This window comes from Phaeovulum sp., from assembly GCF_047638075.1.
Taxonomy (GTDB): domain Bacteria; phylum Pseudomonadota; class Alphaproteobacteria; order Rhodobacterales; family Rhodobacteraceae; genus UBA6197.
In genome coordinates this window covers 40,083-53,020 of the sequence record NZ_JBLJBV010000052.1, presented here as the reverse complement: position 1 = coordinate 53,020, position 12,938 = coordinate 40,083, and the positions used below count along the sequence as shown (strand labels likewise).

Here is a 12,938-nt window from a genome sequence, read left to right as displayed (position 1 = left end):
TTTTGGCGGGTGCATCATATGGAGTGACCATGGCCAAGGAAGAAATGCTCGAATTCCCCGGCGTCGTGAAGGAACTCCTGCCCAATGCGACGTTCAGGGTCGAGCTGGAAAACGGCCATGAGATCATCGCACATATGGCAGGAAAAATGCGCAAGAACCGGATCAGGGTTCTGGCGGGCGACAAGGTTCAGGTGGAAATGAATACCTACGACCTGTCGAAGGGTCGCATCAACTATCGTTTCAAGTGAAACTGGTTCTAGGCTCGGCCAGCCCCCGGCGACGGGAGCTGTTGGCGCAGCTTGGGCTGACGCCAGACACGGTGCGCGCGCCCGAGATCGACGAAGACCCCCACAAAGGTGAACGCCCGCGTGACTATGTCGCGCGGATGGCGCGTGAAAAGGTCGCCGCATTGCCGCTGGCCACCGATGAGGTGCTGCTGTGCGCCGACACTACCGTTTGTGTCGGGCGCCGGATTCTGGGCAAGCCACGCGATGCAGGCGAAGCGGCCGAATTTCTCTGGGCGCTTTCCGGGCGGCGCCACCATGTGCTGACTGCCGTGGCGGTCCGCGCGGGCGACCGGGTCTGGGAACGGCTAGTCGATACGATTGTCAAATTCAAACCCCTGTCAAACGCCGAGGTGAACGCCTATCTCACCTCGGGCGAATGGCAGGGCAAGGCGGGCGGCTATGCCATTCAGGGCGCGGCAGGCGCGTTTATCCCATGGCTGCAAGGGTCGTTTACCGGCGTTGTGGGCCTGCCTCTGGCCGAAACCGCCACATTGTTGCGCGCGGCCGGTCTGCGTGCGGAGGACCGCCGATGAAGGGACGTATCGTCGTTTTGGGGCACCTGCGGGGCCGTGAGGCCGCCGCGCTGATGCAAGACGGACAGTTGGAAGACCTGATCCTGGATCCGGGCAGCGCGGTGGCCCTGGCCCCCGGCGCAATCTGCCGCGCGGTCGTGGATCGGCAGATGAAGGGCCAGGGCGGCGTTTTCGTGCGTTTGCCCGAGGGGCGCGGCTTTTTGCGTGAAACGGGCGGGCTTGCCCCCGGTCAGGCGATCCTTGTTCAGGTTGCGGGCGGAACCGAGCCCGGAAAGGCGTTACCCGTCACCACGCGGCTTTTGTTCAAAAGCCGCTACGCGATTGTCACGCCTGCAGCACCGGGGCTGAATGTGTCACGCCGTATCCGCGACGATGATACCCGCACTGCACTTGAGGCACTGGCCGCCGAGGCGATGGCGGGCAGTGCGCATGGGCTGATCCTGCGGTCGGCCTGCGACGGCGCTGACAACGCCGAGGTGCAGGGCGACATCACCGCCATGCGTGATCTGGCTGATGCCGTGCTGGCCGATGTTTCGGGTCAACCCGAGCTTCTGGTCGATGCCCCCTCGCCGCACGAAGAGGCGTGGCGCGACTGGGCCGACCCGGCCCCCGATGATATTGCCGACGGCGAAGGCGCGATGCACGACCACGGCGTTGACGACGCGCTAGAGGCACTGCTGACCCCCCGCGTCGATCTGACCGGCGGCGCGCATATGATGATCGAGCCGACCCGCGCGTTGATCGCGGTCGATGTGAATACCGGCGCCGATACCTCGCCCGCGGCAGGGTTGAAGGCCAATATCGCCGCCGCGCGCGATCTGCCACGCCAGCTACGGCTGCGCGGCCTGGGCGGGCAGGTGACGGTTGATTTTGCGCCGATGCCCAAAAAGGACCGCGCCACGTTAGAGCAACAGATCCGCGCCGCCTTTCGCGGTGAGGCGGCCGAAACCAGCCTTGCCGGCTGGACCCCCTTGGGTAATTTTGAGCTGCAACGCAAACGCGACCGCGTTGCGCTAACAACGATTCTGGAGGCTGCGCCCTGACCTGCCCGATCTGTTCCAAAAAAACCGACCCCAAGTATCGGCCATTTTGTTCCAAACGCTGTGCTGACGTTGACCTTGGGCGCTGGCTGACCGGATCCTACGTCATTGCGGGCAATGCAACTGACGAAGACGATTACCCGGCCCCGCCACCAGAACAGCCGCTGAACTGAGCGGGGAAAATTCTTTCGATAACCCCGAAGAATGGCGAAATTTCCACCAAACCCACTAGACAGCCCTTTAGCCCTCGTCTAGGTAATCCGCCAAGCCGTATGGGTTCGCCCATTATCCCGGCGCCCGGATAGCTCAGTTGGTAGAGCAGCGGATTGAAAATCCGCGTGTCGGCGGTTCAAATCCGTCTCCGGGCACCACTCAATCCCTTGATAAAGATAAAAAACTGCTTTCAGCCCTCGGGTTGCTTATTACCTCGGGCTTTTCGGATCTGTCCTTGGGACATTTTTACCGCGTGGTTGTAGCTGTAGCGCGGCGTGATCTTCTGGACAGAACGGTGCAATCTTCTGGACGGAAATTATTTTGACGGGGGCTGCGGTTCGGCGCTCGCCGCTATGCCGCCAGAATCTCTAACGTCGCCGCGATGTTGTAGTTAGAAGAACCAAGAGTCGCCGTATGTTCTGCCGTTGCGCCTGCTGCGACAGGGCCGGACTGTTCAACCGCGATGCAGCCCTGTGCCGTACTGACGGAGCCAAGAACGAGCCCGTCACCCGGAGGGGTTATTGTCCGCGCCGAGGTTGTCCAAATCGAGAGAATGAGACTGCCTGCCATGGCGACAACACCCGGCGTTGTCGGGTCGACCACGCTGGGCGTCATTACCTGGGCATCCGCGCCAAACCCGGCAGCCCCACGATAAACGGCGCACACTGCAGAATAGCCGTTAGTTGAATTGATCACGACCAGACCCTGCGCACCCTCGGTCCCGTCGATCACTCGAGAAAAGACCCGCGACCCAACTCGTGTACTAGAGCTGTTCGGAAACTCCGGACCCGCCGAGTAGCCGTCGAACTCCAGCACCATATGCGAATTTCGTATCCCGAGCATGCAAACGGCAAAGTCTCCCGGCAGCATCCCCGCCGGGTAATCAAAATAGAGACGCCCCCCGGTCGCCTCGGATACCGATGAGGAACAACCAACCAACTCAAGGCCGCCACCCGGCGCAGCTGGCTTTTGCCAGATCTTTGCTCCGCCGAAATGTGCCTCCACGATTTCACTGGCACCGAAGAAAGCCCGAACCGCACCTGAGAAATCCGCAACCGTCATGCCGATACCAGATAGAGAGTGTTGGCGTCAGGTGGCTCCGGTATCAGTGCCGCGCTGGCGACGACGACAACCGTGATAGACTGGCCCGGCGCGCCCGGATCGCCCTTCGGCCCCGGCACCGTGCTATCCGCACCCGGCGCACCCGGATCGCCCTTCGGCCCCGGCACCGTGCTATCCGCCCCCGGCGCACCCGGGTCGCCCTTCGGCCCAGGCACTGTGCTATCGGCCCCCGGCGCACCCGGATCGCCCTTCGGCCCCGGTACCGTGCTGTCCGCCCCCGGCGCACCCGGATCGCCCTTCGGACCCGGCACCGTACTATCCGCACCCGGCGCGCCCGGATCGCCCTTCGGCCCCGGTACCGTGCTGTCCGCACCCGGCGCGCCCGGATCGCCCTTCGGCCCCGGCACCGTGCTGTCCGCACCCGGCGCGCCCGGGTCGCCCTTCGGCCCCGGTACCGTGCTGTCCGCCCCCGGCACGCCCTTCAGCGACGCCAGCCAATCAGGCTCGGTGCCCGTAAAGCCGTTCTGCACCGCAATCTGATAGGCGCTGAGACCGTCGGAGCCGCCGCCGGACCCAGAACCCCCGCCGATGCCGACGTGCAGCGGTATGGGCCCGTGGGTTAGCTCCAGCGTGACGACATAAAGCGGCTGCAAGGTCAGTGTTGTGCTCATCGCGTTACACCTGCGCCGACCGGAAGCCTGAACGTTTCGGTGTGATGAACCCGACCCGACGGGGTGATGATCTCGATATCGAGCAGCATCGAGCCAACCGGCCAATTGATACTGTCCGCAGCTGCTGCGCTGAATTCGCCGCGACCGAGGCCGGGGCTTGTCTTGGTGAACAGGAATTCGTGGATCAGCGCGCTGGTGGCATTGCCCTGCCGCCCCTGCATCCTGACGGTCCAGGCGGTAATATCTTCCGGGACCAGATCGGCGTCAGAGACGGTGATCGGCAACAGGAAACTGTCCCCTAGCTTGATGGCCGGCAGAGTATTCATGTGATTGCCTCCATTACGGCGAAGAATGCGACCACGGCAGCGTCGATCTCGGCGGCGGTCTGGGCGGCGTCGACAAGGCTGATATGCCCGATCCGCGCCCCTTCCAACCCCGCTGAAATCCCGGTCCAGAGTGCTGCCATATTGACCCAGACCTGTGCCACCTGATCCGCCGTTTCACCGGTGATACCGACCTCGGCCGCGATCATCGGATACTCGGCAATATCGGGTGTCGCCTCAGCCAGCCAGGCCCGAGCCTCGGACTCTTTGCGCAGATAGATCATCTGCTGACCGGCGATGTCGGTGGTGATTGCGGCGCGTAGATATCCGATCACCTGGTTGATCTTTGCCACCGCATCCAGCTTCAGCGGGGCGAGATTGGCTGTGACGAGGGCGCCATCCGCGACGCGCAGGGCGGCGAGGTTAGCGGTGGGCGTATCATCCGGCACCTCGATATAGTTGCCCGCCGGTCCCTGACCTGCGCCAGCCGCCAAGAGCATGGTGAACCGGATATCGCCGGTCTCGGTATCGTAATAGACGCGTATCAGCCCCAAGCTCCCATCGAGTAGAATTTGTAGTTGAGTGTTCTGGCGGCGTTCCCATTGGTGACGATCACAGGGGTTATTTCAGAGAAGAATGTGATCGTGCTGCCGTAAGTGTATGAGTGGTTGGTGCCTGAATTATCTGTTTTCATGGTCCCAAGTGCCACGTTTTGTTCCGTTCCCGCACAAGTCAGAAGCCACAGACCGGACCCCAGATCAGGAAACGGACCTTTGTTTGACAAGGTTCCAACTGCTTGCGGCGATAACGGCACAACGTCGGCAAGAGTAGCCACAAACGCGGTGGCGGCGTATTTCACGATGCCGGGGGAACCATCACCACCCTTGTCACCAGCACTTGCGCCACCAATACCCTTACCACCGATGGTTATCTCCAGCTGCGGGTTGGTAATTGAGAGTAGGTCGTATTCAGTTACATAGACAATTCCTGCGGCCTGACCACCATAGCCATAGCTCATTGCGTATTGAGTGCCAGAAGCAGACCCGCCACCACCAGCGCCATACCCCGTTGCGGATTTAGGCGCGACAATGCGGAACATGGGGGATTCATGAAGCTCGTATTGTTCGCCATACCCTCTCCCACCACCTGTGCCGAGGGCGGAGTTGGCACCGTTTGTTGAGGTTGCGGTGTTCTTCGCACCACCAACCGCGCCAGCAGAGCTCCAGGACACACCAGTATAGGTGTTACCGTCGAACAGACGCACCAGAGTCTGTCCGCCGTTGCCACCGACGTTCTCCTTAGTGCCACCGCCGCCGCCGCCGCCCAAGAGCTTCAGTGAAAGTCGTGCCGTGCCAACCGGCAGCACGATGCGCGAGCCGGGGGTGGCGGTGACATCTATGTCTTCGGTAGGTGGGGCGGCTGAGACATAATGCCGAGCGTTTTGAATCCGCAGACCTGTCTCCTGCGTGATCTGAACATACTGATCTTTACCACTGAACGAGGTTCCTGCGAGAAAGCCGAAGTTGTTTCCCGCTGCGCCCGGCGTCGTTCCCAGGTAGATCCCCGGAACGGACTGATCCGTCGCCCCCACCTTGCCCATCGAGAACCCGGCGTTGGCCGCATCGATGGTCAGAAGCTCGTTCACGTTCAGAAAGGCCGCGTCGATCTTTCCCGCGCCAATGACACTCGCGTCAAGTGAACCCGCTTCGACATGCTGCCCGGTGATTGCCCCGGCGACAATCTTGCTTGTCGTGATCGCCCCATCAGCGATCAACGTGGCGTCAGAGACCGTATCAACCTTGACGAAATCAATCTCGCAGACGCCCGCCTTGTTCGAATAGTTGACGATCACCAGCGGTCGCAGGTAGCGCACATTGGGATGCACCTTAGCCGGCTCTTCCAGCGACCCAGCGTTATTAGTTCCGCTCACTTCGCCGTGGCCTTGGGTATAGCCTTCGAGCAGAAGGTATTCACCGACGGTCAATATCTGACCGTTTATGCAGTGATAGTGTTGCTGGGAATGGGAGTTTGCGCCGCTGTTATTGACCAGTGTCACCCCATCCGCCGCCACGCCGACATAGCCTGCGTAGATTTTGTTGTCGGCGCCTGAGACCTGATGAACGCCAACACGCATGCGGTAGGTCCGGTCGGCGTCAAACGGGATCAGGGTTTTGGAGACATACCAGACCTGGTCGTTGCCAGCGTTGTTTCCTGCGCGCAGCACCTTGCCGCCCTGTTTGGCGTTCGCACTCGTGACAATCGCCACTTCACCTGAAGAACCGTTCACACCTTCCCAGCCATCCAAGGCAATTGCGCTGTCAAACACCTCAGAAAATACCGCCGAATTGTCGTGGATGGTTAGCTTCTGCGCACTCACACTGCCATCAAGCAAGATGTCGTCGGCCTTTATGCGGACGATAGAGCTGGGGGCAGCGCCAGACCCATCGGCTGCGATCAGGTCGATCAGCGACACCGCGCCACCCGCCTGAGCCTTGATCAGGTATCCCGCGCTGGCGCCTGTCTCAAGATCAGCAATCGCGCTACCCTGTGCCGTTACGGTCGCGGCAAGCGAGGTGACGCTGTTCTTCGCATCGGTAGCAGCCTTGTCGGAAACTGCGGTCCAAGCGGTGCCATTCCATCGCTTCGGCGTGTTCGCGCCGCCCGTCGTGTCGATCCAGAGGTTTTGCGGCAGTCGGTCATCCGTGGCCGGTGCGCTCGTCTGGAAGAACACTTTACCCTTGCCATCTGCGGTCGCTTTCGCCGTTGTGACACTGGCCTGAAGCTGCGTCAGCGAGGTCGCCAATGCCGAGGATGGGCTGATGTTCAGGCCCACAATGTCTGTAACCTGACCGCTGAGCGCGTCGATATTGGCTTGCAGGGTCGTGCCCTTGGCGGCAATCGCGCTGTCCGTTGCCGTTTTGGTATAGTAGCTCGTCAGCGCGGACGCTTTGATTTGCTTGCCGGAACTGTCGTAGAACGACGACAGGTCGGCGGTGATCGATGTAATGCCCCCCTGAACGCCAGCGAAGGCATCCGTCAGGTTTCCGGTAAAGCCTGACACCAGCGCGTCGTGAGAATTGCGAACCGATTGCGCCTTGGCGTCGGCGGTCTGCGCCTGAGCCGTGGCGGCATCGACAGCCGCTTCGGCATCCGTGATCCGGTCCAGGAACGGCTGGGCAAGATCGGCCTCACTCAGCCGGATGTCGGGCGTGGTGACCGATAGCCAGATGGTCCAGACAGTGTCCAGATCCGCGACCAGCTGGGCGCGCACCTCGTATTCGGTGTTGGCCAGCAGGCCCTGAGACACGATCAGCGACCCGTCCGCGACCGACAGGGTCGAGCCGCGGGCGGCAGAGGCTTCGGTTGCCTTGACGCGAACCTCCCATTCGAGACCGCGCGTGTCATCCGCTTCCTGACCGGTCCAGGTCAGAAGCAATGCCGGACGGCGTGCCAGACCGCCACTGTCGGTCACGGTGGTGGCGGCAACGGCAAAGCCGGGCACCACACGCGCGATCGGGGTGGTGATCCCGGGCGGCACGATGCCGGTCGGCAAGGCGTCCGAGGGCTGCCAGTCCGTATCGGCCGCATCCCGTTCGCGCAGGCCAACGGTCTGCGACATCTGCATCAGCTCATCGGTGATCTCGAACAACTCGAACAGCTTCGTGCTGTAACCGTGGCGCTCCGATGTCCAGGCGATGGCGTCAAGCGGCTCCAGCACGGCCGCTTCGGGGGGCAAGCTGACATGGTGGCGCCGGAACCGCCGCTCTTCGTTGATGTAGGATTGCATCAGGCGCTGGACCTGCGTCGGATAGGGCACGGCCGGCAGGGTCAGGTCGGCGATCAGGCGGCGCCCCTGATCCAGCACTTCCAACGCCTCATTGTAGCGCGGCGGAGCGTCTTTCGTCTCCCACAGGCTGACCGGTTCAGGGTAGCTGGCATGAACGCCGTTCCACGTTCCATCCAGCCCCGGAAACGGCTCGAACACCTGATCATGGTCGATCAGGATATCGTCGTCGCTGAAGAAATAGACCGGCATCCCCGGCCCGCCGATGCGGATTTTCCAGATGCCGCCGATTTCGGTGATCTGGCCAGAACAGGCCTTGAGCAGCTCGTCGATGATATCGGCCGGCTCTTCATCGACCGAGACCTCAAACCCGGCCCGATACTGCGGCTCGGTACCGCCGCCCTCAAGCGCGATCGCCATGTCGCATTCGTTCATCGCGGCGAACCAGCTGGCCAGGGGAAGCTCGTCCGCGCCGCACTCGCCGCCCCAGATATTGCCGTCCGGCAGCCGGATGCCGCGCAGGATATTGTAGGTGATCACTGCCGGATTGGTAGACTGGGCCCAGCTGGCCGGGGTATCCCAACGCTGGGCGCCCGCACCGCCGACGCTGCTGTCGGCGCGCGGATCATAGAGCGGGATCCCGTTGCATTCAAACCGTACGCTGGGCAGACCGTTGAAGACCTCGCGCTTGTATTTGAACACGACGACGGCATAGGCGGTGCCGGTTCCGACCATGTCGGCCGTCCAGGGGCGGCCGGGGTCAGCGCCGAACTTTGCGCGCAACAACGGGTCCGCCACCGTCTGGCTGCCATCATGGAACCGCACCCGGATGTAGCCTGCATATTTGCCGGTGACCGTGGTCATCCCGTCGCCGTCGACCGCCCCGTCAACGGGCACATATTCATCATTGACGATCAACCGCGTCAGGGTTTGACCCGGGGTGGCTGACAGGGCCACGACATAGGCCAGATAGGCGTTTGGCGTGTCGCCCGCCTTGCCATAGCTCATCGGGGGCGCGACCAGCTGACCGCCGGTCGCTGACCAGCCCAGAATGAAGCTTTGCGGTGTGGTGCCGCCGGTCTGGGTGACATCCGTCTTGATCCCGGGGGCGCGAACCTTGGGGGACAGCGCGCGGGCCAACAGTGAAAGCCCGACCGAGAGCGCCGTCTGCACCAGAAAACTGGCAAATGCGCCTTTGGCAGCAAAGGCCGTGATCGCCTGGACCACCGCGCCGATGGCCGCACCGACCGGGCCAGCCTGCGCCGGGGCGGCAGCCGTCAGAAACAGCACGAAAGCTAACGCAAGGATCCTCATATCCGAAACGCCCTCCGAGCCGAGGTCAGCGGCAGGGTCGCCAGCCCATCGCGGCGCAGCACATAGATCAGCTCGCCCTGGACCAGCCCCAGCGCGGCCATACCGTCATCGCCCTCCACCACGGCGATATCGCCGACAGCGGCGCGGGCGGGATGGATTTCCGGGTAGCGGGCGGCAGCAATCGTGACATGATCGGCGAACTCGGTCTTTTGAAGCTGGTTCAAACCGGCCTTGAGGGTGCGGTATTTGCCGCGCCAGGGCCGGGCCGGATCCTCGCCCGTCATCGCGGCAATCGCGCCCGCGACAAACAGGCCGCAATCGTGGGTACCCTAACAGAAGGGCTGGCGGGAAACCTCGGCCAGATAGCCGATCAGACGGCTACGCCAATCGGGAAAAAGTGTCACACTCATCGGTCACTTCCCCCCTTGTTGAATATCCCGCTGCTGGAGCATTGAGCAGCTTCGGAGCCTGCGCTGATCGATCGAACCGGTTCGGGATCGGTTAGGCCAAGGGATCTGTTCGCCCGTAGGCGGTCAGGTCGCGCGGCGTCAGAACCACCATCGCCAGGCACTTTTCTGACGCTTTGGCTTGTCGGACCTCAATCACGATCGTGGCCTAAGTCCAGAAATTACAACCACTTGTAAACATGTGGCTTTTTAAGGTCCGACACAAATAAACAAGGTCCGACAAATTGTCGGACCTCAACACATTGGACAGCACAGAACGCGCTGGTCATTTCACGGACCTCCGCCGCCCCACACCTTCAAATTTCTCGATTTTAACAGTCTGTTGCGTTCTGCGCGGTTGGTGCTGCCCGAATGAAAGTTCCTGCGCGCTACATGCTGGATTTTTGCGCCAGAACCGCCCCCTGCTTTCATCGCTGACACGACACCCCTGCGCCCGCTTTCGTCAATAACCCCAATATCCACGGCGCTTTTTGGTCGGGCCTCACCCCTATCCGGTTAGTCCAGAAGGTAGCCCCCTCCCCTACAAAACGCCTTTAACGCTGCTGCGTCGCGCAGGTGGCTTGATTACAAGGATCACTACTTTCCGTTACGTCGCCGCCACATTGCCACGGTACTGCCACTTTCCTGTGGAAAAAACTCGCGTTATTGTAGTAGTAACCCCGGTCGTCCATGGTACGGCTTAAGGTATGAGGAGAGGAATATACCATGCGGATGATCTTTGGGTTGGTTCTGATTCTCGGGGTCGGATTGGCCGGTTTCGCAGTTTACATGGCCCAGGATTACATCACGCAGGCCCAGGCAGAGCGTGACTATCTTTTGGCAACCCAGGCAGAGGCCCCGCAGCTGATTGATGTCGTTGTGACCAAAAAGCCCCTCAAATACGGCGAGCGTTTCTCGAAGATGGATCTTGAAGTGATCAAGGTGCAGGCAGGCAAAGCACCCGATACGGCATTTCAAGCCATAACAGGCCCCCAAGGGGTAGAGAATGCACCGCGCGCCGTCTTTTTTGAGGGCGAAACGCGCGCACGCGCCGCACTACGCAGCTATGAGCCGTTCGAGCCCCTGCTCGCATCAAAGGTCACTGCCCCCGGTCTGGATGCCGGTATCATGGCAAACCTTGCGCCCAATATGCGCGCCTTTACCATAAACGTTGATGTGGCCTCGGGGGTTTCAGGATTTTTGCGGCCCGGTGACAGGGTGGATGTGTATTGGTCGGGCGCCTCGGGCAATACTCAGGTCACCAAGCTGATCGATACCAACCTCAAACTTATCGCCATCGACCAAAGCGCCGACGCGGATCGCTCGGAGGAAACGATGATTGCCCGCACCGTCACTGCCGAGGTGACGCCAAAACAGGTTGCGGCGCTGACGCTGGCACAATCGACGGGCCGGCTGACGCTTTCGCTTGTCGGAACGTCTGATACAATGGCCGTGGGCGCCATCGAAATTGACCGGGATCACCTTCTGGGCATCAAGGCCCCTGAGGTCATCGAGGTAGAGGCCGGCAAGGTCTGCACTATTCGCACGCGAAAAGCCGGTGAATTGATCGAAACAGAGATACCTTGCACGAACTGACAACTGCTGGATGAGGGGCACATGCGCCATAAAGGCCCTGCCCCGGGGCCTTTCGCCTTTGTGGATAGGTGCGATAATGCAGAAGTGTTGCAAGTTATCCACATCAAGACATCCTCTCAAGCGGTTGATTATTGCAAAAATCTATCAATTCACGCATTGTGCAAAAAAGTTGGGCATTCAAGACCCCGAAACGGGCGATTAGACCCGAGGTGTGGCGTGATCGGAGAGGCAGGATCACCATGAAGATGACAGCAGTAATGAGGGCATGTCTTTTGGGCACGTCACTAGGGCTTGCGATGCTTGCCCCGGCGAATGCCGAAACGCTACGCGTCATGTCGGGGTCGGCATCCAGTCCGCTGAACGTCCCGATGAACCGCGCAGTGGTTGTGGAAAGCGACCAGCCCTTTGCAGAACTATCCATTGCCAACCCAGGCATCGCCGATATCACCACCCTGTCGGATCGTTCGATCTATGTGCTGGGCAAGGTGCCGGGCCGCACGACACAATGACGATACTTGGCGCGGATGGCCAGTTGATCACCAACGTCGAGGTCCAGGTAACCCCCGACGTCGCAGAATTCAAAGAGCGTCTGCGCCAGATTTTACCGGGCGAACAGATTGAAGTGCGCACCGCCAATGACGGCATCGTGCTGTCAGGGACCGTTTCATCCGCTGCCAAGCTGGATCGCGCCATGGATCTGGCCCAACGCTACGCCCCTGAACGCGTCTCAAACCTGATGAGCGTTGGCGGCACGCAGCAGGTCATGCTGAAAGTACGCTTTGCAGAAATGCAGCGGTCTGTTTCAAAGAACCTGTCGGCCTCGCTGGGCTTGCGGGGTACAGCCGCATCCAGCAAGGTCGGGCTTATCGGTGGTTCGGGCAACTTTACCCGTTCGGGTGCTGTGGATGATGCGTTCGACAATGGCATCGTGCCGACCAAAAGCACCTCGGTTGGGGCCCTTGGCATGGGCTTTACCGCCGGCAATCTGGAATTGGCCGTGGTCCTTGAGGCGCTTGAGGCCAAGGGCGTCGTGCGGACGCTGGCTGAGCCGAACCTGACCGCCCTTTCGGGGCAAGAGGCCAAGTTTCTGGCAGGTGGCGAATATCCGATCCCTGTTGTTTCGGGGGACAGCGACTCTATTTCCGTGCAGTATAAACCCTTTGGCGTGGAAATGGCTTTCACCCCGCGGGTCGTTGATGGCGACACGATCAACCTTGTGATCAAGGCGGCGGTTTCAGCGATTGACACGACTGTGACGATGCAATCGGGCGGCTTTTCCGTCAATGCATTCAAACGCCGCGAAACCCAGACCACGGTTGAAATGCGTGACGGCGAAAGTTTTGCGATTGCCGGATTGCTGCAAGACGACTTTACCGATCTGAACAGTCAGGTGCCTTGGTTGGGTGATGTGCCCGTTCTAGGCGCGCTGTTTCGCAGCGCTGATTACGCACGCAAACAGTCTGAACTGGTGATCATCGTGACGCCCCACCTGGTTACGCCGACGCGTGGCGAAGCCTTGGCGCTGCCGACCGACCGCGTGCGCCCCCCAACCGAGGCCGAGTTGTTCCTGTTTGGAAAAACCGTTGGCACAGGCCCCAAAACCGGGGCCGCAGCCGAAGTCGCCAAGCAGGACTTTTCCGGCTCTTACGGCTATGTGATGGAGTAACGT

General features: G+C 61.1%; 13 protein-coding genes and 1 tRNA gene. 8 read left to right on the top strand and 6 right to left on the bottom strand.

From position 1 onward, the window contains the following. The first annotated feature begins 29 nt into the window (after positions 1-29). From infA to ACM62R_RS07995, 5 genes are all read left to right on the top strand, one after another. On the top strand, positions 30-248 hold the full coding sequence (infA, locus tag ACM62R_RS08015; RefSeq protein ID WP_036636451.1) for a translation initiation factor IF-1: 219 nt from the start codon (positions 30-32) through the stop codon (positions 246-248). Continuing rightward, positions 245-820 carry a Maf family protein gene (locus ACM62R_RS08010; protein WP_415183534.1) on the top strand — a complete coding sequence of 192 codons (576 nt, stop codon included), beginning with the start codon at positions 245-247 and terminating at the stop codon, positions 818-820. The genes infA and ACM62R_RS08010 overlap by 4 nt, the downstream gene beginning before the upstream one ends. Next, entirely contained in the window at positions 817-1,863 is a 1,047-nt protein-coding gene (locus tag ACM62R_RS08005) for a ribonuclease E/G (protein WP_415183533.1), read from the top strand. The genes ACM62R_RS08010 and ACM62R_RS08005 overlap by 4 nt, the downstream gene beginning before the upstream one ends. Beyond that, positions 1,860-2,033 carry a DNA gyrase inhibitor YacG gene (locus ACM62R_RS08000; RefSeq protein ID WP_415183564.1) on the top strand — a complete coding sequence of 58 codons (174 nt, stop codon included), beginning with the start codon at positions 1,860-1,862 and terminating at the stop codon, positions 2,031-2,033. Before ACM62R_RS08005 ends, ACM62R_RS08000 begins: the two co-directional genes overlap by 4 nt. A 122-nt stretch (positions 2,034-2,155) precedes the next feature. After that, positions 2,156-2,231, top strand: a tRNA-Phe gene (locus ACM62R_RS07995). A gap of 193 nt (positions 2,232-2,424) precedes the next feature. Here ACM62R_RS07995 and ACM62R_RS07990 read toward each other — a convergent pair. The 6 genes from ACM62R_RS07990 to ACM62R_RS07965 are packed head-to-tail and all read right to left on the bottom strand — an operon-like array spanning position 2,425 to position 9,511. Next, positions 2,425-3,135, bottom strand: coding sequence for a hypothetical protein (locus ACM62R_RS07990; RefSeq protein ID WP_415183532.1), 711 nt, complete (start codon positions 3,133-3,135; stop codon positions 2,425-2,427). Beyond that, positions 3,132-3,806 (bottom strand): hypothetical protein, encoded by a 675-nt coding sequence (locus tag ACM62R_RS07985; protein WP_415183531.1) that lies wholly within the window; start codon positions 3,804-3,806, stop codon positions 3,132-3,134. Before ACM62R_RS07985 ends, ACM62R_RS07990 begins: the two co-directional genes overlap by 4 nt. Continuing rightward, complete coding sequence (locus ACM62R_RS07980) at positions 3,803-4,132, bottom strand: hypothetical protein (protein ID WP_415183530.1); 330 nt, start codon at positions 4,130-4,132, stop codon at positions 3,803-3,805. The genes ACM62R_RS07985 and ACM62R_RS07980 overlap by 4 nt, the downstream gene beginning before the upstream one ends. Then, positions 4,129-4,683 carry a hypothetical protein gene (locus ACM62R_RS07975; protein ID WP_415183529.1) on the bottom strand — a complete coding sequence of 185 codons (555 nt, stop codon included), beginning with the start codon at positions 4,681-4,683 and terminating at the stop codon, positions 4,129-4,131. Before ACM62R_RS07975 ends, ACM62R_RS07980 begins: the two co-directional genes overlap by 4 nt. Continuing rightward, complete coding sequence (locus ACM62R_RS07970) at positions 4,674-9,227, bottom strand: phage tail protein (RefSeq protein WP_415183528.1); 4,554 nt, start codon at positions 9,225-9,227, stop codon at positions 4,674-4,676. Before ACM62R_RS07970 ends, ACM62R_RS07975 begins: the two co-directional genes overlap by 10 nt. Further along, entirely contained in the window at positions 9,224-9,511 is a 288-nt protein-coding gene (locus ACM62R_RS07965; RefSeq protein WP_415183527.1) for a DUF6950 family protein, read from the bottom strand. The genes ACM62R_RS07970 and ACM62R_RS07965 overlap by 4 nt, the downstream gene beginning before the upstream one ends. Before the next feature lie 888 nt (positions 9,512-10,399). Between ACM62R_RS07965 and cpaB the strand changes: the two genes are divergently transcribed. From cpaB to ACM62R_RS07950, 3 genes are all read left to right on the top strand, one after another. Then, a complete protein-coding gene (gene cpaB / locus ACM62R_RS07960; protein WP_415183526.1) occupies positions 10,400-11,269 on the top strand; it encodes a Flp pilus assembly protein CpaB in 870 nt (289 codons plus the stop codon). Between the two features lie 239 nt (positions 11,270-11,508). Continuing rightward, on the top strand, positions 11,509-11,778 hold the full coding sequence (locus tag ACM62R_RS07955) for a pilus assembly protein N-terminal domain-containing protein (RefSeq protein WP_415183525.1): 270 nt from the start codon (positions 11,509-11,511) through the stop codon (positions 11,776-11,778). Next, complete coding sequence (locus ACM62R_RS07950; RefSeq protein ID WP_415183524.1) at positions 11,775-12,935, top strand: type II and III secretion system protein family protein; 1,161 nt, start codon at positions 11,775-11,777, stop codon at positions 12,933-12,935. The genes ACM62R_RS07955 and ACM62R_RS07950 overlap by 4 nt, the downstream gene beginning before the upstream one ends. The last annotated feature ends 3 nt before the right edge of the window (positions 12,936-12,938 follow it).

Bases quoted from the DNA above. Each gene is read 5' to 3' on its own strand.
- infA (WP_036636451.1), top strand. From the start codon at position 30: ATGGCCAAGGAAGAAATGCTCGAATTCCCCGGCGTCGTGAAGGAACTC.
- ACM62R_RS08005 (WP_415183533.1), top strand. From the start codon at position 817: ATGAAGGGACGTATCGTCGTTTTGGGGCACCTGCGGGGCCGTGAGGCC.
- ACM62R_RS07990 (WP_415183532.1), bottom strand. From the start codon at position 3,135: ATGACGGTTGCGGATTTCTCAGGTGCGGTTCGGGCTTTCTTCGGTGCC.
- ACM62R_RS07985 (WP_415183531.1), bottom strand. From the start codon at position 3,806: ATGAGCACAACACTGACCTTGCAGCCGCTTTATGTCGTCACGCTGGAG.
- ACM62R_RS07980 (WP_415183530.1), bottom strand. From the start codon at position 4,132: ATGAATACTCTGCCGGCCATCAAGCTAGGGGACAGTTTCCTGTTGCCG.
- ACM62R_RS07970 (WP_415183528.1), bottom strand. From the start codon at position 9,227: ATGAGGATCCTTGCGTTAGCTTTCGTGCTGTTTCTGACGGCTGCCGCC.
- ACM62R_RS07965 (WP_415183527.1), bottom strand. From the start codon at position 9,511: ATGACGGGCGAGGATCCGGCCCGGCCCTGGCGCGGCAAATACCGCACC.
- cpaB (WP_415183526.1), top strand. From the start codon at position 10,400: ATGCGGATGATCTTTGGGTTGGTTCTGATTCTCGGGGTCGGATTGGCC.
- ACM62R_RS07955 (WP_415183525.1), top strand. From the start codon at position 11,509: ATGAAGATGACAGCAGTAATGAGGGCATGTCTTTTGGGCACGTCACTA.
- ACM62R_RS07950 (WP_415183524.1), top strand. From the start codon at position 11,775: ATGACGATACTTGGCGCGGATGGCCAGTTGATCACCAACGTCGAGGTC.